Origin of the sequence: uncultured Peptoniphilus sp., assembly GCF_946998875.1 — a bacterium.
Taxonomy (GTDB): Bacteria; Bacillota; Clostridia; order Tissierellales; family Peptoniphilaceae; genus Peptoniphilus_A.
The window spans coordinates 85,418-105,201 of sequence record NZ_CAMQAY010000002.1 but is presented as its reverse complement, the minus strand read 5'-3'; the positions used below and the strand labels follow the sequence as shown (position 1 = coordinate 105,201).

Below are 19,784 nucleotides of genomic sequence, written 5' to 3'. Positions count from 1 at the left end.
TATAATGTATACTGTTAGAAAAGTTACAGATGATCTTTACTATGTTGGTGGCAATGATCATAGACTAGAATTATTTGAAAATATATTTCCTATTCCTGAAGGAGTAACATATAATTCATATTTATTAAAAGACGAAAAAAATGTATTATTCGATACAGTTGACTGGTCAATTGTAAAAGATTATTTAGAAAATGTTTCTGAAGTTCTTGATGGAGAAGATCTTGATTATCTTGTAATCCACCACTTAGAACCAGACCATGCAGCTGCTATTGATGAAATCACTTTAAGATATCCTGATGTTAAGGTTATTGCAAGTGAACAAGGCTTTGAATTCATGCGTCAATATGGATTCCATGTAAATGAAGAACAATCAATGATAGTTGCTGAAGGAGACACAATTTCCTTTGGTAAACACGAATTTGTATTCTTAGAAGCACCAATGGTTCACTGGCCAGAAGTTCTTGTATCTTTTGATACAACTGACGGAGTACTATTTGCTGCTGATGCCTTTGGTACTTTCGGAACACTTGATGGAAAACTATTTGCTGACGAAGTTAATTTCGAAAGAGATTACCTTGACAGTGCAAGAAGATATTTAACTAATATCGTAGGAAAATATGGACCATTTGTACAAGATGTTCTTAAAAAAGCATCAACTGTTGACATTAAAATGATTTGTCCACTTCACGGACCAGTTTGGAGAGATAATCTTGGTTGGTTCATTGGAAAATATGACAAATGGTCAAGATACGAACCAGAAGAAGAAGGCGTAATGATTGTTTACGCATCAATGTATGGAAATACTGAAAGAGCTGCACAAGCCCTTGCATCAAGACTTTGTGACAAGGGAATGACTAATGTAGTAGTTCACGATGTAAGTAACACTCACATGTCTTATCTAATTGCAGACACATTTAAATACTCTCACATTGTAATTGCATCAGTAACTTACAACTTAGGTATTTATCCTGTAATGAAGAACTTCTTAATGGATCTTGAAGCTCTTAATGTTCAAAACAGAACAGTTGGTATCATTGAAAATGGTACTTGGGCTTGTACAGTTGGCGATAAGATTGAAGAATACATTGACGAAAATCTTAAGATGTTCGACGTTCTTCCTGAAAGAGTTACACTTAACTCTGCTCTTAACAAAGCTAACGAAAATGACATGGAAGCTCTTGCAGATTCTATTATTGAATCTATGGCAAAAATTAGAGAAGTTAAAGAAAAATCCGCTAACCAATAATACCAAAGCGGTGTGGATATTCAGTTTGGCTATATCATTTGATATAGCCAAATTTTTTGTTTATGTAAAATAGGATTTATGTCAAATATTGGCAATATGTTAAATATTTTCGAGACTCCTTGATTCGAGTCTCTTTTTTTATGTATAAATATAAAATTTATTGGCTCTAAAATGTCTGTTGGGGAGTAAATCTCTAACAGAAATTTTTATGTAAAAAAATTGCAAAAAAAATCAGCCAAGGGCTGAAAACTATTTGCCAAAATACAAATTAAAAAATTCGGCAGTAGATAAATTTCCAAGATACTCAAATTGGCTGATATAAATATTATCCTTGTTATTTAATTTTTTGAAAACAAAATAATGGTCCCTCTCGTCCACAGAATTTTTTGCATTGAGTCTAAAATAATTGTGCCCAGTAGAAACCATGTGCAGCAAGAGATCATCAGTTAAAAAAGTTAGAGGAATGTTAATAGTGGCAAACCTATAAAAATCTTCCTCAAAACGCTTATAATTGCTAGAGAAATAATCAAACTGAATACAACTTTTTTCTAAATCCTTCATACTTCCTCCAAAAGAATAATCTTAATAATATCTCCAAAAGAAATAATAAGACCTTCATCTCCACATAAATAAATACTTCCCTGAAAAATTTCATTGACCTTACCTACAAAGGGCTCTAGCCTAAGCCTTGTGTAGACCAGAACAGAAAGCCCATTTACATAAACTTGACTAAGAGCGAGAACAATATCATCGCGGCTCATCTCTTCAGAAAGGTCAATGACATCGCCCATGTGGGAAAGGGCAGAAGTGTGTTCAGAAATAAAAAATCCCATCCACTTTGCCATGCCCCTGTCCACATAAGCCCTTGCAGACTTATAGGGCAAATAAGACCTATCAACCATAAAATCACCTCACAAATCAAATAGCGCCGTCCATGCCGCCACAGTGACCGCCAATTAAATTACTTCTTTCAATAACGCGAGAGCCTTCCAAAAGACAAGTCGCCCTTTGAACAGAAGTAAAACCAAACCTATCGCGAATAGAATCAATAGCCTTGTCGAGATTTTCCTCACGCTCAATTTTCCTATAATCATCAAAAAAATTAAAAATCGTAGAAGACTCGTCCACTAAATTATCATAAGTAACGCTAAGATTTCTCACAGCGCCGCCCTTATACCTTTCACGGAAAAGCTTCAAAACCTCGCCACACAAAACTCGAGTGGACTGACTTGGAGAAATAGTCCTCCTAGCGTTGATGGATTTTTTATTCTCACTGTAAGAAAAACCAACATGAATAGAAATAACAGTAGCCTTCTTCTTGATTCTTCTGATTCTAATGGCGACCTGCTCAGCAATTTCACATAAAACAATTTCAATTTCATATTGACTAGAATAGTCGCGAGGAAGAACTTGAGAATTGCCAAGGCCCTTGGACTTAGGCTTGTAGGGCAGAGTAACCTTGGACTCATCAACACCATTGGCATGAAACCAAAGCTGAAGACCAATGACGCCAAGTTCCTTCTTTAAAATATCAGGATTGTAATTGGCAAGGTCCTTGACAGAAAAAATATAGAGATCATTTAACCTCTTCTTCATCCTCGACCCAATGCCCCAAAAATCTGTGAGCTCATTAATCCCCCAAAGCTTAGTCTCCACATCTTCGTAGGACCAATTGGCACGCATAGTCCTAGTCTTTTTCGCCTCATTGTCAAGGGCAAGCTTGGCGAGAAGAGGATTGGCATTACTCATGCCCACAGTAGAATAAAGACCCATGGACTCCCAAGTTTCCCTTTGAATCATGGAAGACACAAGGTCCAGCTTGTCGCGACGAGAAATACTTTTGTTGGGGACAAAATAAGAAAGGCTCTTAGTGAGGTCGATAAAGCCCTCATCAATAGAGTAGGGGAGAATCTCTTCCTTGGCAGCATAATTTTGAAAAACCCTTTGAATTTTTAAATTTTCCTCGATATAAAGAGCCATCCTTGGCGGCACGATGAGAGTGTTCTTCGCCCACTTCTCAATATAATCAATATAAGACTTAGTGATATCAACATTTTGATGTCTAGCCTTTTCAAAACTAAACTTCCGAGTCTCAATATCAAAGGGAAGGTCCCTGGCTCTGCCAACATTATTCTTGCCAAAAACCCTTTTAAAGAGGGGAGAGCTGGCTAGGATTAAACCACTAGAATTTTCAGACCTACTCATGACGCAAAGAGAAGTAGTTAGAGGGTTAAGCTTTCTCTTGACGCACTCCACACTGGCGTAGAATGACTTAATATCCACAAAAGCAATATCAGACCTTGGCTCCAAAGAATAATCAATAAAACCCATAAGCCACCTCCTAAAAAGAAATAAAAATATATTTAAACACAAGTTTATTTAACTATATTGTAGAACATTTGAGCGAGAAACACAAGTTCAAAAAATATAAAAACATATAAAAAAGCAGAATAAAGAAATTAGGATTGAATGGAAATAAAAACAATAAGTGCTAATAATTTTATTATTTAATAAGACTCAATATAATTATTAGAAAAACATACTACAAAATCTAATTAAACAATTGGCAAAGTTATAGTATAATTTACTATGAGAACTTAGATTTAATTATGAATTTTTAATAAAAATTTTGAATAAAAAGGAGCCAATCATGGATAGAAATAAAGAGTACATAGCTTCAATTACTAGAGAGCCCTTTATGTATTATGAAATGAAGGTTACAGCTAAATTAAAATCAGAGGGGCTAAGTGATGAGGAAATTATAGAAAAAATATTTCACGAAAACTTATATCAGTATCCAACTAATAGAAGTCTAAAAATTAGATCAAGAGCATGTCTAAGAAGATTAAATTCTTTAGAAGACGATGATCTAATAAAATGGATAGCAGAAAGACCTACAGAAGTTTCTAAACAAATATGCCTTTATGCCTTTATGAAAGATTCAAGATTAATATGGGAATTTATGGTTACAATAATTGGTGAAAAATATCGAACTCTCAACTATTCCTATAGCTCTTCAGATATAAATATATTTCTAACAAGATTAAAGGAACAAAATAAAAAAGTATCTAAGTGGAGCGATGAAACTTTTAAAAAACTAAGATCTGTGCTTGGAAGTTTGTTAAGAGAAAATGATTACATAGATAACAACAAGTCTAGTAGATTAAATTTAGTCCTATTAGATTATAAATTAAGGGACAAGATAATAGAAAATGGAGATGCTATTTGTTTACCAGCCTTTAATTATTTTGAACAAGGATGATATAAATGAGTAAAATAAATGAAAAACTAGATAGATTAAAAAGTTTACTTGGAGACGAAGAGTTTTTAACTGGCAAAGGATTGAGCAATGAAGTAAACATAAGAATTTTTTGTTATGATCCAGAAGATGAAATGGCAGTTAGACACTTTGTAAACACAATAAAAAATGATTCCAGCCTTGCTTGTAATTTAATTTGCCATAATTTATATAAAATTTTTTTAGAAGTTTGTGAAGAAAAGAAAATCCTGGAAAAAATCCTAGATATGGAAGAAAAAACAGAAGAGAGAGAAAGAACTTCTCGATAAAAATAGGCAGGATTCATTAGCGTGAGTCCTGCTAAATTTCTTTTTGTAAAAAAGTAAAAGCGTTCAGAATGAATGCGTAGCTACCGACTGAAAGTTGGTGTTTTAAGGGGATTGGGGTATTCCCCAACAAGCAATTTTGAAAGTTTCTGCGAAAGCGGAAAGTTGAAAAAACAGTAAACCACTATTGGTTTACACTGCTTGCCAGTTTGTGAAAGGGTATTTATAAACACGATTAGATATGTCATCATAATTAAATCGAGCGTTCACAAGAATATTACTTCTATTAAAGGAATAACAATTGAAAATAGAAAAATAATATGCTAAAATAGTGAATAGAAATGAAAAAATAAAGATAATGTTTCGAGAGGTGGATAAGATGGCAGTTACATATAAGAAACTTTGGAAGTTATTAATTGATAAAGATATGAAGAAAAAAGATTTGCAGTCTCTTGCGGGAATTAGTGCTGCATCTATAACTAAACTCGGGAAAAACGAAAATGTAAATATGGATATTATCGAAAAAATATGTATTGCATTGAAGTGTGATGTTTCAGATATTTTAGAGATAACAGAAGACGAATAAAGGAGTGAAATGAATTTATGGTTAATTATACTCCACATCAATCAAGATATTTTGCTGAACAAATTCAATTAAAAAGACCACAGTCAAGTTTTGAATCTATAGCTTCAGCTATGTCTGGTGTAAAAGTTGACTTAAACCCACACCAAGTAGATGCTGCAATGTTTGCTGTAAAATCACCATTAAGTAATGGTGTTATTTTAGCTGATGAAGTTGGACTTGGAAAGACTATTGAAGCAGGTCTTGTATTATCACAGTATTGGGCAGAAAGAAAAAGGCGAATAATTCTAATTGTACCTGCGTCTCTTAGAATGCAGTGGAGACAGGAACTTGAAGATAAATTTTACATTGATTCTATTCTGATGGAGTCAAAAGAATTTAATCGACTTAGGAAAAATGATTCAATAAATCCATTTGAAGTTTCTAATAAGGTAGTTATTTGTTCTTATGATTTCGCATCTCGAAAGGCGGCTGAATTAAAAGCAGTAAATTGGGATTTGGTAATCATGGATGAAGCTCACCGCCTTAGAAATGTGTACAAAACAAGTAATGTTACCGGTAATAGACTCAAGAGCGCTTTAAACGGTAAAAAGAAATTGTTGTTAACAGCTACACCATTACAAAATAATCTTATGGAGTTATATGGCTTAGTAAGTATTATTGATGATCATGTTTTTGGAGATTCAAAAACATTTAGAGAAATGTATGTTACAGTTAATAATACGGAAATTCGTAATCGTAACTTAAAGAAAAGATTGCATTCGTTTTGTCAACGAACACTCCGTTCACAAGTAACAGAATATGTCCGATACACAAATAGAATTCCAATTTTGCAAGAGTACACACCTTCAGTTGATGAAGAAAAATTATATAACTTTATTTCTGATTATTTGCAGACTGATAAATTATACGCACTTCCAGAAGGTCAGCGTACACTTATCACTATGGTTCTTAGAAAACTATTAGCTTCTTCTTCATTTGCAATTTCTGGAACACTTAATTCGTTAATTGAAAGATTGAACAATTTTTTGATAGGCGTTGAAAGCGAATTGGATATTGAAGATTACGATACTATTGATGAATTAAAAGATTCACTTGATGATGAAGAAAATGTAACTGCTGAATTGATTCTAGAACGTGAAGGTATCATGCAGGAACTTGCACAGCTTGAAGAGTATGCTAAGTTGGCACAAAGCATTACTGAAAACTCTAAGGGTGAAAATCTTCTAACAGCATTACATAAAGGTTTTGATGAAACAGAAAAACTTGGCGGACAAAGAAAAGCTGTTATTTTTACAGAATCAAGAAGAACACAAGATTATTTATACAATCTGTTATCAAACAATGGATATGAGGGTCAGATTGTTTTCCTTAATGGTTCTAATAGTGACGCTGATTCAAAAAGAATCCTTAACGAATGGAAAGAACGTCATAAAAACGACGGAAGAGTTTCAGGCTCTCGAACCGCTGATATTAAGGCAGCTGTTGTTGAAGAATTTAGAGATAGAGCAAGTATTTTAATTGGGACAGAAGCAGCAGCTGAAGGTATAAATCTTCAATTTTGTAGTTTACTTGTAAACTATGACCTTCCATGGAATCCACAGAGAATAGAACAGCGAATTGGTCGTTGCCATAGATATGGTCAGAAAAATGATGTTGTAGTTATTAACTTCCTTAATAGAAAAAATGCAGCTGATGTAAGGGTATATCAATTGCTCGATCAAAAATTCAGATTGTTTAGTGGCGTGTTTGGTTCTTCTGATGAAATTCTTGGATCTATTGAATCAGGTGTAGACTTTGAAAAACGTATTGCTAGTATCTATCAAAAATGTAAAACATCTGATGAAATCACTAAAGAATTTGATGAATTGCAAGAAGAAATGTCTGAAGTAATTAATGAAAAAATGACACAAGCTCGTCAAACAATTTTAGAAAATTTTGATGAGGATGTAGCTGCGAAACTTAAAGATTGTCAAACAAGTACAGTTACTAGTATGGATAAATATACTCGTTGGCTTTATTACTTTTTCCTTATGCATGGAGCAAAAAGAGTTGAGCCACTTGATCAACTTCGTTTCCGTGTAGATAACGATGGCAATTTTAAAACATACAATCTTGATTGGAAATCAGCAGAAACATCGGGAGATATATTTCTTAGAAAAGATGATAAATTATATTCAGATTGGTTAGATGAAGCAAATAAAACTGAGCTTTCTCCGGTAACGATTGAGTTTGATTACTCTGGTAATAAGAATAGGCATATAGTTTTTTTTGATTCACATATTGGATTAAAAGGCATGTTGTCAATTGACAAAGTATCCTATGAGGGTATAGGAGAAGAAGAACATTTGATATTTACTGTTAAATGTGATGATGGAACTTTGCTTGATGAAGAACTTATCAATTCCATGATGGAACTTCGTGGAACTGTTGTCGGTGATTGTCAGGCGGAATCTGATAGCTTCATTAGATTTAGACAGGAGCTTATTGCTTATCAACAGCATCAGGTTGAAGAAAATAATAAAAAATATTATTTGGAAGAATGTGATAAGTTAGATGCTTATAGCGAAGATTTAAAAGAAGGTCTTAAACGTGAACTTAAAGAATTAAAAAAAGCCATTACTGAAAAAAATAAAGAGTTCAGAGCAAGCACAAATTTACCACTTTCGGAAATGCTTGAAATAAAAGATGAACTTGAAAAAATGAAGAAAAAACGTAGATCAATGGAACGTGACATCAATAAGCGTGAAGATGAAATTGATGAAATGAATGAACGATTACAAGATGAAATTCGTGAGAAATTAAAAGGTAATAGTATAATTACTCATATCATGACCATTGGTTTTAAGATTAAATAACGGAGGAATTTCAAATGCAAAAATTAGAAATTACTTGGATTGGAAAAGGCAAAGAACCGGCTGTAGAACCTCGTATATTACTTCATGAGCCTTCAAAAGATTATGGAGATCCTAATACGGAAAATATGCTCATTCATGGAGATAATTTACTTGCTTTAAAAGCATTGGAACAACAATATACAGGGAAAGTAAAATGTATTTATATAGATCCGCCCTATAATACTGGTGCAGCTTTTGAACATTATGATGATAATTTAGAACACTCTATTTGGCTGAAGTTGATGAAGTCTCGTTTGGAAATATTAAAAAATCTTCTAGCTCCAGAGGGTGCAATTTGTGTACAAATTGATAATGTTGAAATGGCTTATTTAAAAGTTTTGATGGATGAAGTGTTTACAAGAAAAAATCATATTAATACTATCTCTGTTAAAACAAAAGTAGCGGGAGTTAGTGGTAGTAACCTTGGAAAAAGCCTTCAAGACAATGTTGAATATATACTTCTTTACGCAAAAGATTTGGAGTCATTTAAACTCAATGTTGTTCCACAGAAAAAGCAAGAGCTTATGGATTATATCCAAAGTTATGAGGATCAAGGAAAAAGTTGGAAATATACAACTGTACTTAAAAGAATAGATGATGGAGACTTTGTTAAAGAATTTCCAGCTGGAAATGGCGATATGATTAAGCTTTACAAACATGAAAATTTTGAATTTGTGTCAGTTAATCAAATAGCCAAAGACGAATTTGATGGTAATACAAAAAAGGCTTATTATTCTTATATTGAAAAAATACTTAGAACTACGAATGCACAGACATCTATTAGAACGAAAGTAATAGAAGAAACCGAAGAATTTGGTGGTAAAGGCATGTTTAGTATTGAGTATACGCCAATTAAAGGGAAAAATGCTGGTAAACTTACTCGATTTTACTACAAAGACAATAACCTTGTTGCTTGGCTTAAAGATGTAGTAGATACCGATGGTAAACTTATCTATAAATTAGATAATTCAGGTAATCTTTGGGATGATATTCAATACAATAACCTTACAAAAGAGGGTAATGTCCAATTCCCTAATGGTAAAAAACCAGAAAGTTTAGTGGGTAGAATTATAGAAATGTTGTCTGTTGACGGAGATATTGTACTAGATTCATTCTTGGGTTCCGGAACGACATCGGCAACAGCACATAAATTAAATAGGAAATGGATTGGAATAGAGCTAGGAGAACATTGTTATACACATTGCATACCACGTTTAAATGCTGTGATTGATGGAACAGATAATGGTGGTATTACTAAAGATGTGAATTGGCAAGGTGGTGGAGGATATAAGTTTTATGAACTTGCTCCTTCTCTTATTGAAAAAGACAAATACGGTAATCCTGTCATTTCAAGTAAGTATAACTTAAATATGCTCATAGCAGCTATTGCAAAATTGAATGGATATAATTACTCACCTGATCCAGATGTATTTTGGAAACAAGGTTATAGTCAAGACAAAAGCTATATCTATGTAACTACAAATTATATGGATTCAAAGATGCTTGATAGCATTTATTCAGACTTGGGAATGATGGAAACGCTACTTATTTGTGCTCCGGCTTTTGATATTGGACTTGATAAACGTTATGATAATATTCAAGTGAAAAAGATTCCACAATCTGTCCTTGATAAATGTGAATATGGAGTAGATAACTATAACCTTAATGTTGTTGATATTCCAATAATTGATGAGGAGGAATGGGAAGATGATTAAAGAATCCTATACCGAAAGATATTATACTTATCATTCTAAGTATATAAGTAATGTTCTTGCTCTGCGTCCGCCACAGGAGCAGAGCTTAGATTACTTTGCGAAATTATGTGATATTATCAGCTTGCAAAAAAATCCTACAACAATGCAGCAAATTATTGCAGAAAATAAAGAAGGATATAATGCACTTCCAACCCTTGAAAAGAAAGATAAGTTTCTTCATGACAAAGCGTCGATGATGGCTTCAGACTTTTATGCAGATGATTTAAGAAACGCTCAAGAGTATTTTAAAACACTAGGTTCTTTTGAAAGAGATTTTCCTTCTGTATGTTTTGCTTTAGCGACAGGGATTGGTAAAACAAGACTTATGGGTGCTTGTATTGCATATCTTCGCTATGAAAAAGGTATTAAAAACTTTTTTGTAATGGCACCAAATCTTACAATTTATAGAAAATTAAAGGCAGACCTTGGAAACCCATCGAATCCTAAGTATGTATTTAAAGGATTGGATTTATTTGTTGTTCCACCACGTATTGTAGATGGTGAAAACTATGATGAGTTCAGACAAATAAAGTCATTTGTTAATGATGTTACAATCAATGTATTTAATATTTCAAAGCTGAACTCAGATAGTAAAGTAAAAGCTGGACAACCTGCAAGAATTAAAAGATTAAGCGAAGTGCTTGGTGAATCTTTTTTTTCATATCTTAAATTTCTTCCTGATTTATGTATATTCATGGATGAAAGTCATCACTATCATGCAGACAAGAGCTTTGATGTTATCAATGAACTTCGTCCTATTCTTGGTGTGGAACTGACAGCAACACCACAGATTCAAAAAGGTTCAAAGAAAATACCATTTAAAAATGTTATTTACGAATATTCTCTTGCTCATGCATTGAATGATGAAAAATATGTTAAAGTTCCAGCTGTCTTTACTCGTAAGGATTTTAGACCAGAAGAATATACAGCAGAACAGCTTGACCATGAGAAATTAAATGATGGTCTTCGCTTGCATGAAGATACTAAGAGTAAGCTTGAAATTTACGCTCGTACATTCAATAAACCTGTTGTAAAGCCTTTTGTTCTAGTGGTTGCTAGAGATACTGACCATTCTAAGGAAATAATGAAGTATATAAAATCAAATGATTTCTTTAATGGTTACTATGCAGATAAAGTTATGGAAATCAACTCTGCACAGCGAGGTGCTGAAAAAGACGAAAACATTGAACAGCTGTTGTCGTTAGAAAATCCAGAGAATAAGATTGAAATTGTTATCCATGTTAATATGCTAAAAGAAGGTTGGGATGTAACAAACCTTTATACTATTATCCCATTGCGTGCATCAGCCTCTGAGACTTTAACTGAACAAACAATTGGACGTGGACTTCGTCTTCCATATGGTGAACGCACTGGTGTTGACCAAGTTGACCGTCTATCTATTGTGAGCCATGATAAATATGAAGCTATTATAAATTTAGCAAATGATCCGGAATCGCTTGTTAGAAAAATATATTATATTGACGAAACTGATCCACAAACAGAAGGTCCAAAAGAAACAATTGAAATGCCTACAACTTACGACAAAATTGTTGAAGATGTAAGTTTTACAGAACAATTAGCTTTTACATTGATGGAAACACCTACCTATGCAGCTACTACAGAACAGGAAAGAACAAAAGTCGAAGAACAGGTAAAAGAAGTTGCCCAGTTTGTTGCTTCATATACTTCAAAGAGTGTTACAGAGTTAAATCGCCAGATTAAAACTTTTAATGCTGTGAAAGATCCGGAAATACGAGAAGCTATTCATAAGACTGTTGTGGCAGAAACCATCAGGCAATTCCCACATATGAACTTGCAACCGAAAACATTAACATCAGTTGTTGAAAAAGCAATTGAAACCTGTGTTCAAGCGTTAACTAATTGTGTTATTCCGATACCACAAACTGTTGTTCAGCCTTTTAATGAAGTAAAACGAGGTTTTGTGGATTTTGATTTGGAAACAAGGAACATGAATTGGCATCCATCAAGTCAAGCTATGCTTGGTACTGAACTTCGAGAAGGAGGAGAAACTTTTGAACATACTCCTGAGATTGCAGCAACAACAAGAGTGGATTCAGCTGAGAACGAGATAGTAAGACATATCATCGTCCATGAGAATGTAGATTATTCACCTTGTGCTGACTTACTTTATAAACTTGTAGGTGAAGCAAAGGCTCATTTCTGTACATACTTATCAGAAGAAGATGCAGTAGAGGTTATGTATCAGCGTCAAACAACTATTGCTGATTTAATTTATGCTCAAATGATGCAGCATTTCTATACGAATGAAGTTAAATATCGTGCTACAGAAATGCGACCATTCTCTCGTATTGAAACTGGTTTTGGTGGAAAAATTAAATCTGATGAAATATACGATTTAAGAGCAACTATGCCAGCAAGTGAAGTTCGTTCGAAAGTATTTAATGGCTTTAAGAAAGCTTGTCACACATTATATAAATTTGATAGTGATACAGAACGTAGATTTGCAATCGTACTTGAAAACGATACTGCGGTAGATAAATGGATGAGACCTTCACCAAAACAGTTTAATATTTATTACGGTCCGGGTGGTATGAGTAGATATGAACCTGACTTCATTGTAGAAACTACTGAGGGCATTTTTATGGTCGAAACAAAAGCAAGTAATGAGCTTAAGAGTAAAGATGTCATTGAAAAAGCAAAGGCTGCAAAAGAATATTGCAAAGCCGTTTCTGAATGGAATGCTGAAAACGAAGGAAAGCCTTGGAGCTATGTATTGATTTCACACGATGAAGTACGCTTGAATTCTAGTTTTAAATACTTAATTGATAATAGAGTTCAATATGAACAAATAGAAATGTAAAACATCAATCGTCTTAAAAAAACATATAGAAGGAGGAGTCATATGATTGTTTCAAAATTGGAGCTCTACAATTTTAGACAGTTTAAGTCGGAAGGTGATTTGCCGGGGTTGTCAGTTTCGTTTCATAAAGGTTTAAATGCTCTTATTGGCGAGAATGATTCGGGAAAAACAGCTATTATTGATTCACTTAAACTTGTTCTTCTTACTCAGAGCAATGAATATGTTCGCCCAACAGATGAAGATTTTTATGTAGATGAAAATGGAAATGAGGTAAATGAATTTAGAGTCAAATGTGTAATTGATAGTTTTTCTCAAAATGAGGCAAAAAACTTTATTGAATATTTATGTTTTGAACATTGTGGAGAGAAAACTAATTATTCTATGCATCTCTGTTATCGTGCATATAAAGATAAGAATAGAATCTACTCTGAATTAAGAGTAGGTTCTCTTGAAGACGGTATTGTTTTAGACGGAAAAGCAAAAGAATTACTTAAAACCGTGTATTTAAAACCACTAAGAGATGCCGAACGAGAAATGAGATCTGGTAGAAACTCAAGATTAGCACAGATATTATCAGGGCATTCTTTATTTGTTAACAAGGAAGAACATAAACTAAAAGACATTCTTTTAAAAGCTAATCAGGATATAGAATACTATTTTACTAAAGAAGAAGGTAAAATTGTTTTGAATAATATAAAAAATAGTTTATCATCTTTCAATGTTCCTGATACTGCATCGGAAGCACAGGTAAAAGTTGCTGATATTCAATTAAAAAAAATATTAGAGAGCCTTTCATTAGTTGTTTCAGAAATAAATCCGGGATTAGGAGAACTGAATTTATTATTTATTGCAGCTGAGTTATTGTTGTTAAATTCTGACACTTCGGGAGGATTAAGATTAGCTCTAATTGAAGAATTAGAAGCTCATCTGCATCCACAAGCCCAACTTAGATTAATAGATTATTTACAGAAAGAATATGATAGAACAGGTACACAAATTATCATATCTACTCATAGTACAATTCTTGCTTCAAAAATAAATCTAAAAAATGTGATATTACTTAAAAATAAAACAGGTTACGATATGTCATACGAGAATACTAAATTGGAAAAAGGAGATTATTTGTTTTTACAAAGATTTTTAGATGCTACTAAAGCAAACTTATTTTTTGCAAGAGGAATTTTAATGGTTGAAGGCGATGCTGAAAATCTTTTGCTCCCTGTTTTAGCTGAAGTTATAGATTGTCCACTTGAAAAACATGGTGTTTCTATAGTAAATGTGGGAAGTACGGCTTTTTTAAGATTTTCCAGGATTTTTTTAAGAAATAATGGCGAAAATATCAATGTTCCTATATCAGTTATTACCGATTGTGATATTAAACCTGAATATAAAAATGAAGGTGGAGAAGAGTTTTTTGATGAAAAAATTGAAGAATCAAAAGAAACGGTAGTCAGAAAAGAAAGCATATATACTAAGGGTTCTGTACGAGGTTATATTACACCGAGATGGACATTAGAATATTGTTTGGCATTAAGTTGTCTTCAAGATGTATTTCATAGAGCAATTCGCTGTGGCAAAAAAATAAAAAATAGTGATAAATATGCACTTACAAAAGAGAAGATAGTGGAAATCGAAAAAGAGATTGCGAATGATCAAAAGAAATGGGAGGGGCTATCTCCTTCAAAGAAAGCATATGAAATGTACCAGTTGATGTTAGATGGTTCAGGTAAGAGTGGTTTAAAGGCAATTGTTGCTCAATGCTTCGCAGCATTGATAAAAATAAGTATTTCCATTTCTCCTGAAGGTATTACAGAATTAGATATGTTTGATCTTGATTTATACCAACATGAAATTGATAGCATTAAAAAACAAACATTAAAGAAAAAAATCATAGATGATCCTTATCTTAAATACTTAGTGGATGCTATAAAATATTCAGTTAATAATGGTGATTAAGGAAAGGAATGATGATTGAATGGGTGATATGTATATCTCGGACGATGAAATAAAAGATGTAGAAAAAGTTTTGCTTCCTAAATCATGTTATTTTCCTGAAGATGCGATAAATGTCATTCGTTGTTGGAACTCATCTGAAATTGTGGCTTGTCCAGGGAGTGGTAAAACAACCGTCCTTTTAGCAAAGCTCAAGATATTAGCTGAAAGAATGCCTTTTCCAGACGGAATAGGGGTATGCGTTTTATCACATACAAACGTTGCGGTTAATGAAATAAAAACAAAATTAAATAGATATGCTGATAAGCTAATGAGCTATCCAAATTATGTTGGAACAATACAATCTTTCATTGATCAATATGTTACAAAGCCATATTTAAGGAATATAACAAAAACTTCTATACAAGTGGTTGATGATAGCACATATGCAAATTATTTTTATAATTTGATTTGGAGTGATAAACGTAGGACGTCCCCGTATCAGAGCTTACGTTATTTCATAAAGTATAAAGTTAAAAATGGTTCTAATAATGTTGGTACACAAGTAGACTATATTCAAAATTTATATTTTGATAATGATGGGTTGTTTGTTAGAGGGCAAAATCGAGCTATTGCAGGGAAAAATTCTGCTTCTGCAAGTCAATATATTCAAGCAAAAGAATCATTATTAAAAGAGGAAGGAATCATTACTTATTCTGACGCTTATAAATATGCAACGGAAGCAATTTCGAATTTGTCATCACAATATACAGACTTATTTTCTCAAAGATTTCAATATGTATTTGTAGATGAATATCAGGATTGCGATTTATTACAACGAAAAGTTTTGAATAAGCTGTTTGATAAAAACAAAACTTGTGTAATTCATATAGGAGATCCTGATCAGGCTATATATAGTTCTGAAAATAGTCAAGAAATAGGATGGATTCCAGATGAAGATTGTATTGAAATGTTCTGTTCTAATAGATATGGACAAGAAATTGCTGATTTTTTGGTAAATCTAAGAACCGGTAATCGAGAAATAAAATCATCAAAGGGGTTCTTGAAATATATCCCAACGTTGATTGTTTTTAATGATGATTCAAGGAATAAAGTTATTGAGTCATTTATTAATGTACTAAATCAATACAATTTATATGATTCAAATGGTGTCTATAAAGTTATAGGTCTCGTAAAACGTGAAGAATTAAAAGGATTGAAAATTGGAGATTATTGGGATGGATTTGATTCGAAACAAAATATAAGAAATTTGAATAGATATTGGAATCATATTTATATGATTGCGAACGAATTAGAAAAAGGGAAACTCTATTTAGTCGAAAAAGAAGTTCGAATAATTTTATGTAAACTGTTTGAGTTTATGGGAATAATTGATTCTGAATCAGATTCTAAATATACGATAATCTCTATAAGAAAGATTCTTCTTGATAAGTATTATGATTTATATACGGATTGTTTGGTTAAGTTATCTATAATGCGAAATTGTAATGTTGATGAAATAAATTATGCAATAGTTGACTTAGCAAATGAAATTATAGGTAAAGAATGCAATGAAACGGATGTGTTTTCAAAAATTCCTTCTTTTTATATGGATAAATTAATTCTAAAGACTGATTGTAAGTCACAGGATAATATTATTTTTGATGAAGTTTACAAGAGAAAAATTGTATTTGATACAGTTCATGGTGTTAAGGGTGAAACTCATGATGCAACATTATATGTGGAAACCGAGAAAAATCGTTCATCAGATATAAAACGTGTATTGCCATATTTAGGAGTTGGAACATTAGGTAAAGGAGCAGATGTAGAACGTAGTCGTAAGTGCGTTTATGTTGGTATGAGCCGCCCAAGTAAATTACTATGTTTAGCGGTGCAAGAATCTACATACATAAAATCTAAGAACGCCTTCTTAAATTGGAATATAGTTGATTGCAGATGATAATAGAGTGTAGCAGGAAGTTGTATTTATAAATAAATATCGAAGCTTGATGATCATTATATGATCCATAAAACATTCTCAAATAAAACAAAATAAGCTCAGACAGCAATGTCTTTAACATCAGCTGCTGAGCTTATTTTTGTACGCTTTAGCATGAATAAAAATCCACCGCGTAGCCGGTGGTTTTTGTAATTAGAATACCCCCGGTTGGACCGGGGGTTCAATTTAGCTTTAGCGATGAAAAACAAATAAAAAAATACCTCCGTGTTAAAATAAATTTGTGGTTTACCAAAACACAAATTAACAGGAGGTTTTTTTTGAATTTAAATCATACGCATAGTTTATCACACACAAAATGGAATTGTAAATATCATATAGTATTTGCACCAAAATACAGAAGAAAAGTATTTTACGGAAGTAAAAGATTAGAGATAGGAGCAATTTTTAGGGAACTATGCAGTTGGAAAGAAGTAAATATAATATAAGCAGAAGTATGTCCAGATCATGTGCACATGTTACTAGAGATTCTCCCAAAATTGAGCATATCAAGTTTTATGGGATTTTTAAAAGGAAAAAGTAGCATAATGATATATGAAAAATGGGGAAGTCTAAAATACAAATATAGAGGAAGACAATTCTGGTGTAGAGGATATTATGTAGACACAGCAGGCAAGAATACAAAAGCAATAAAAGAATATATACAAAATCAACTTAAAGAAGATGAATTAAGTGGTCAAATAACAATGGATAACACAGACCCCTTCAGGGGTTAGCAAGTAAAACTTGCGAGTGGTAAACCACAGGCGCCCTTGATGAGCAGCTAGTAATAAAGGTCCTTTGGACCGCATAAGCAAAACCACCGGCTACGCCGGTGGATTTTTATTCTGTGTTATTATATAATAAATTCCAATAAAGGAGGGTTTTGTTATGAGTAAGGGTAAGCTTAGTAAATTTTTTCTTGGCTTATTTATTTTCTTAGCTATTATTTTTGCCTTCATTTGTTTAGCATTTTTTGGCAATCCTATTTCAAGACTTATGGCGGAAAAGTCTGCCACTAAATATATTGAAGCCAACTACAAGGACTTGGACCTAAATCGCGACAGGGCCTATTATAATTTTAAGGACGGCTACTATATTGTTAGGCTCCGCGACAAAAACAGCGAAGACACTAAGTTTTATTTGGGTTTTGATTCTTTTGGCGGGATAAAGGCAGATACTTACGACTCCATTTTATTTAACACATGGATAAGACTTTCTGACGAATTAAGGGATTATGGTAAAAGCCTTGAGAAAAAATATAATTTCCCTTATGAAATTTCTTTGACAACAGTTAATGATGATCTTGAAGAAAAACTTCTTCTAGACCAAAAATTTGATTTTAATAATTTTAAGGAAGATGTAAATGCTCAGGCTTTTGCTTATGTTAAAAAGCCAAGCCTTGAAAAGTGCTTAGATATTCTTTGCGATTTGCAAAAAATTATGTACAAAACTTCTTTAAAGGTGACTAAATATTCTATTATTTTAATTCCAGAGGAAAATAAAAAGCCTGATGGGGAAGCTGAGTCATGGGGAGGTTCTATTAGCGTCCACGATGTGCCAGCAGAAGTCGTGAGAAACAAGGATATGAAAGAATTTACAAATATTTATGAAAAGTCAATAAGTGAGACTAAAGACTAATAAAAATCTCTCATTCTAGGATTTCCATTTTAGAATTTCTTAGGATGAGAGTTTCTTTTTGCCTTTAATTAAAAAAATGATTTTTATAATTTTATAATTTTTTATAGACTTCTCTTGTGAAGTCTGTCTTTATTTTTCCAGATTTTATATTGTAGAGGTCACTTGCCAAGATTTCTTTATCAAGCATCTCTTTTGTAATGCCAGTTGATTTGTCATAAAAGCTTTTAAAGGAATAAATTTTATTTTTATTTTTTGATTTTTTTAAGATTTCTATGCCTCTTTCGTCGCAGGCAAGGACTCTTGTGTAGGGAGCTTCAAAGGATTTTTTTATGGAATCTTTTTTTATGTCTAAGAGAATTTCTAAGATTAATCTTTTTATTCTTGACTTGCTGTGCCTTTTTGAGTGGACTTTTTCTATTAGTTCTTCAAAGTTTTTGGAGTCTAAATTTTCTATAATCCTATTTTCTAGTCCAACTTCATAGTCAAAGTAGTCGGTGAAATTTATTTTCCCTGCAAGCATTTTGTATTTAAAGATTTCAAAATAATCTTCTAATTTATTTTCCACCACTAAGTCATAGCCTGGCAAAAAGCTTGATACATCTTCGCCCCTATAGGCAAGGCTTCTTATGTGTGATGCTGATGCAAAGCCTTCAAGGGCAAAATCGTCCTTGTGATTTACATTTTTTCTCGCCATAGAGTGGGCTTCTATTTTTGAATTTAACTTTTCTAAGTTTTTGATGTATTCCAAGCCTAAAATGTTATTTGGTTTTTTTAAAACTTCCTTTTCTTTTTGACTTAAAAAATCCATGGCAAGTTCGCGAGATTTTATATAAGAATTGCCCTCTGCTAAATATTTTTTTATTTTCTCATTATCTAAATTTTTATAAATTTTTTCTGACAAATTTTTTAAAGTAGATGCGTCATCTTCACTTCCAAAGTAAAGTCTATCAATAATTCCCATAGAATTTAAAATAGTAATGCCGCCACGAGCAAATATTTCTGCATTAGATGTTGCATAGTAAAGGGGAAGCTCTAGGACGAGACTTGCTCCATTATCTACTGCTATCTTTGCCCTTTCAAATTTATTTATTATGGCAGGTTCGCCCCTTTGGACAAAATTTCCCGACATAATGACTACAATAAAATCTGAGTATTCACTTTTTATTTTTTGAATCTGATAGGCGTGACCCCTATGGAAGGGATTATACTCCGCAATTATAGAAGCAATTTTCATATTTTAAATCTCCAATTATTGACTAATGTTTACATCTGTTATAAACTTATTATTAGTTATTATACTATATTTAATAAATTTAAAAAACATGAGGA

14 protein-coding genes and 1 pseudogene are annotated in these 19,784 nt (G+C 32.6%); 11 read left to right on the top strand and 4 right to left on the bottom strand.

The features are described from left to right. The first annotated feature begins 4 nt into the window (after positions 1–4). Positions 5–1,246 carry an FprA family A-type flavoprotein gene (locus Q0U74_RS01745; protein WP_297392365.1) on the top strand — a complete coding sequence of 414 codons (1,242 nt, stop codon included), beginning with the start codon at positions 5–7 and terminating at the stop codon, positions 1,244–1,246. A gap of 249 nt (positions 1,247–1,495) precedes the next feature. On the opposite strand, the gene Q0U74_RS01740 is transcribed toward Q0U74_RS01745, so the two are convergent. Genes Q0U74_RS01740 through Q0U74_RS01730 form a run of 3 tightly spaced genes read right to left on the bottom strand, consistent with a single transcriptional unit; the run spans position 1,496 to position 3,577 of the window. Beyond that, positions 1,496–1,807, bottom strand: a complete 312-nt coding sequence (locus tag Q0U74_RS01740) for a DUF5960 family protein (protein ID WP_297392362.1) — start codon at positions 1,805–1,807, stop codon at positions 1,496–1,498. Next, positions 1,804–2,148, bottom strand: coding sequence for a hypothetical protein (locus Q0U74_RS01735; protein WP_297392360.1), 345 nt, complete (start codon positions 2,146–2,148; stop codon positions 1,804–1,806). The genes Q0U74_RS01740 and Q0U74_RS01735 overlap by 4 nt, the downstream gene beginning before the upstream one ends. Before the next feature lie 16 nt (positions 2,149–2,164). Then, the gene (locus Q0U74_RS01730; protein ID WP_297392358.1) at positions 2,165–3,577 is read right to left on the bottom strand and encodes a Y-family DNA polymerase; all 1,413 of its coding nucleotides are present in this window, start codon (positions 3,575–3,577) and stop codon (positions 2,165–2,167) included. Positions 3,578–3,896: 319 nt separating this feature from the next. Between Q0U74_RS01730 and Q0U74_RS01725 the strand changes: the two genes are divergently transcribed. The 10 genes and pseudogenes from Q0U74_RS01725 (at position 3,897) to Q0U74_RS01680 (ending at position 18,455) form a co-directional block, all read left to right on the top strand. Beyond that, a complete protein-coding gene (locus tag Q0U74_RS01725; protein ID WP_297392356.1) occupies positions 3,897–4,508 on the top strand; it encodes a DUF1819 family protein in 612 nt (203 codons plus the stop codon). A gap of 5 nt (positions 4,509–4,513) precedes the next feature. Further along, positions 4,514–4,813 (top strand): hypothetical protein, encoded by a 300-nt coding sequence (locus tag Q0U74_RS01720; RefSeq protein ID WP_297392354.1) that lies wholly within the window; start codon positions 4,514–4,516, stop codon positions 4,811–4,813. A 376-nt stretch (positions 4,814–5,189) separates the two neighbouring features. Then, on the top strand, positions 5,190–5,396 hold the full coding sequence (locus tag Q0U74_RS01715) for a helix-turn-helix transcriptional regulator (RefSeq protein WP_060692057.1): 207 nt from the start codon (positions 5,190–5,192) through the stop codon (positions 5,394–5,396). 17 nt (positions 5,397–5,413) lie between these two features. Further along, a complete protein-coding gene (locus Q0U74_RS01710) occupies positions 5,414–8,251 on the top strand; it encodes an SNF2-related protein (RefSeq protein WP_297392351.1) in 2,838 nt (945 codons plus the stop codon). A gap of 14 nt (positions 8,252–8,265) precedes the next feature. Beyond that, positions 8,266–10,005, top strand: coding sequence for a site-specific DNA-methyltransferase (locus Q0U74_RS01705; RefSeq protein ID WP_297392349.1), 1,740 nt, complete (start codon positions 8,266–8,268; stop codon positions 10,003–10,005). Next, the gene (locus Q0U74_RS01700; RefSeq protein WP_297392346.1) at positions 9,998–12,886 is read left to right on the top strand and encodes a DEAD/DEAH box helicase family protein; all 2,889 of its coding nucleotides are present in this window, start codon (positions 9,998–10,000) and stop codon (positions 12,884–12,886) included. Before Q0U74_RS01705 ends, Q0U74_RS01700 begins: the two co-directional genes overlap by 8 nt. A 42-nt stretch (positions 12,887–12,928) precedes the next feature. Then, positions 12,929–14,842: an ATP-dependent endonuclease gene (locus tag Q0U74_RS01695; RefSeq protein WP_297392344.1), complete on the top strand. Its 1,914-nt coding sequence runs from the start codon at positions 12,929–12,931 to the stop codon at positions 14,840–14,842. A gap of 19 nt (positions 14,843–14,861) precedes the next feature. Next, entirely contained in the window at positions 14,862–16,778 is a 1,917-nt protein-coding gene (locus Q0U74_RS01690; RefSeq protein WP_297392343.1) for a UvrD-helicase domain-containing protein, read from the top strand. Positions 16,779–17,095: 317 nt separating this feature from the next. Further along, positions 17,096–17,551 (top strand): annotated as a pseudogene (tnpA, locus tag Q0U74_RS01685) (IS200/IS605 family transposase). Positions 17,552–17,705: 154 nt separating this feature from the next. Then, entirely contained in the window at positions 17,706–18,455 is a 750-nt protein-coding gene (locus Q0U74_RS01680) for a hypothetical protein (protein WP_297392341.1), read from the top strand. A 91-nt stretch (positions 18,456–18,546) separates the two neighbouring features. Here Q0U74_RS01680 and Q0U74_RS01675 read toward each other — a convergent pair whose 3' ends face one another. Then, the gene (locus tag Q0U74_RS01675; protein ID WP_297392339.1) at positions 18,547–19,689 is read right to left on the bottom strand and encodes a nucleotidyltransferase family protein; all 1,143 of its coding nucleotides are present in this window, start codon (positions 19,687–19,689) and stop codon (positions 18,547–18,549) included. Positions 19,690–19,784: the final 95 nt, after the last annotated feature.

Excerpts from the sequence above, each read along its gene's own strand:
- Q0U74_RS01745 (WP_297392365.1), top strand. The coding sequence starts at position 5 with ATGTATACTGTTAGAAAAGTTACAGATGATCTTTACTATGTTGGTGGC.
- Q0U74_RS01740 (WP_297392362.1), bottom strand. The coding sequence starts at position 1,807 with ATGAAGGATTTAGAAAAAAGTTGTATTCAGTTTGATTATTTCTCTAGC.
- Q0U74_RS01735 (WP_297392360.1), bottom strand. The coding sequence starts at position 2,148 with ATGGTTGATAGGTCTTATTTGCCCTATAAGTCTGCAAGGGCTTATGTG.
- Q0U74_RS01730 (WP_297392358.1), bottom strand. The coding sequence starts at position 3,577 with ATGGGTTTTATTGATTATTCTTTGGAGCCAAGGTCTGATATTGCTTTT.
- Q0U74_RS01725 (WP_297392356.1), top strand. The coding sequence starts at position 3,897 with ATGGATAGAAATAAAGAGTACATAGCTTCAATTACTAGAGAGCCCTTT.
- Q0U74_RS01720 (WP_297392354.1), top strand. The coding sequence starts at position 4,514 with ATGAGTAAAATAAATGAAAAACTAGATAGATTAAAAAGTTTACTTGGA.
- Q0U74_RS01715 (WP_060692057.1), top strand. The coding sequence starts at position 5,190 with ATGGCAGTTACATATAAGAAACTTTGGAAGTTATTAATTGATAAAGAT.
- Q0U74_RS01710 (WP_297392351.1), top strand. The coding sequence starts at position 5,414 with ATGGTTAATTATACTCCACATCAATCAAGATATTTTGCTGAACAAATT.
- Q0U74_RS01705 (WP_297392349.1), top strand. The coding sequence starts at position 8,266 with ATGCAAAAATTAGAAATTACTTGGATTGGAAAAGGCAAAGAACCGGCT.
- Q0U74_RS01700 (WP_297392346.1), top strand. The coding sequence starts at position 9,998 with ATGATTAAAGAATCCTATACCGAAAGATATTATACTTATCATTCTAAG.
- Q0U74_RS01695 (WP_297392344.1), top strand. The coding sequence starts at position 12,929 with ATGATTGTTTCAAAATTGGAGCTCTACAATTTTAGACAGTTTAAGTCG.
- Q0U74_RS01690 (WP_297392343.1), top strand. The coding sequence starts at position 14,862 with ATGGGTGATATGTATATCTCGGACGATGAAATAAAAGATGTAGAAAAA.
- Q0U74_RS01680 (WP_297392341.1), top strand. The coding sequence starts at position 17,706 with ATGAGTAAGGGTAAGCTTAGTAAATTTTTTCTTGGCTTATTTATTTTC.
- Q0U74_RS01675 (WP_297392339.1), bottom strand. The coding sequence starts at position 19,689 with ATGAAAATTGCTTCTATAATTGCGGAGTATAATCCCTTCCATAGGGGT.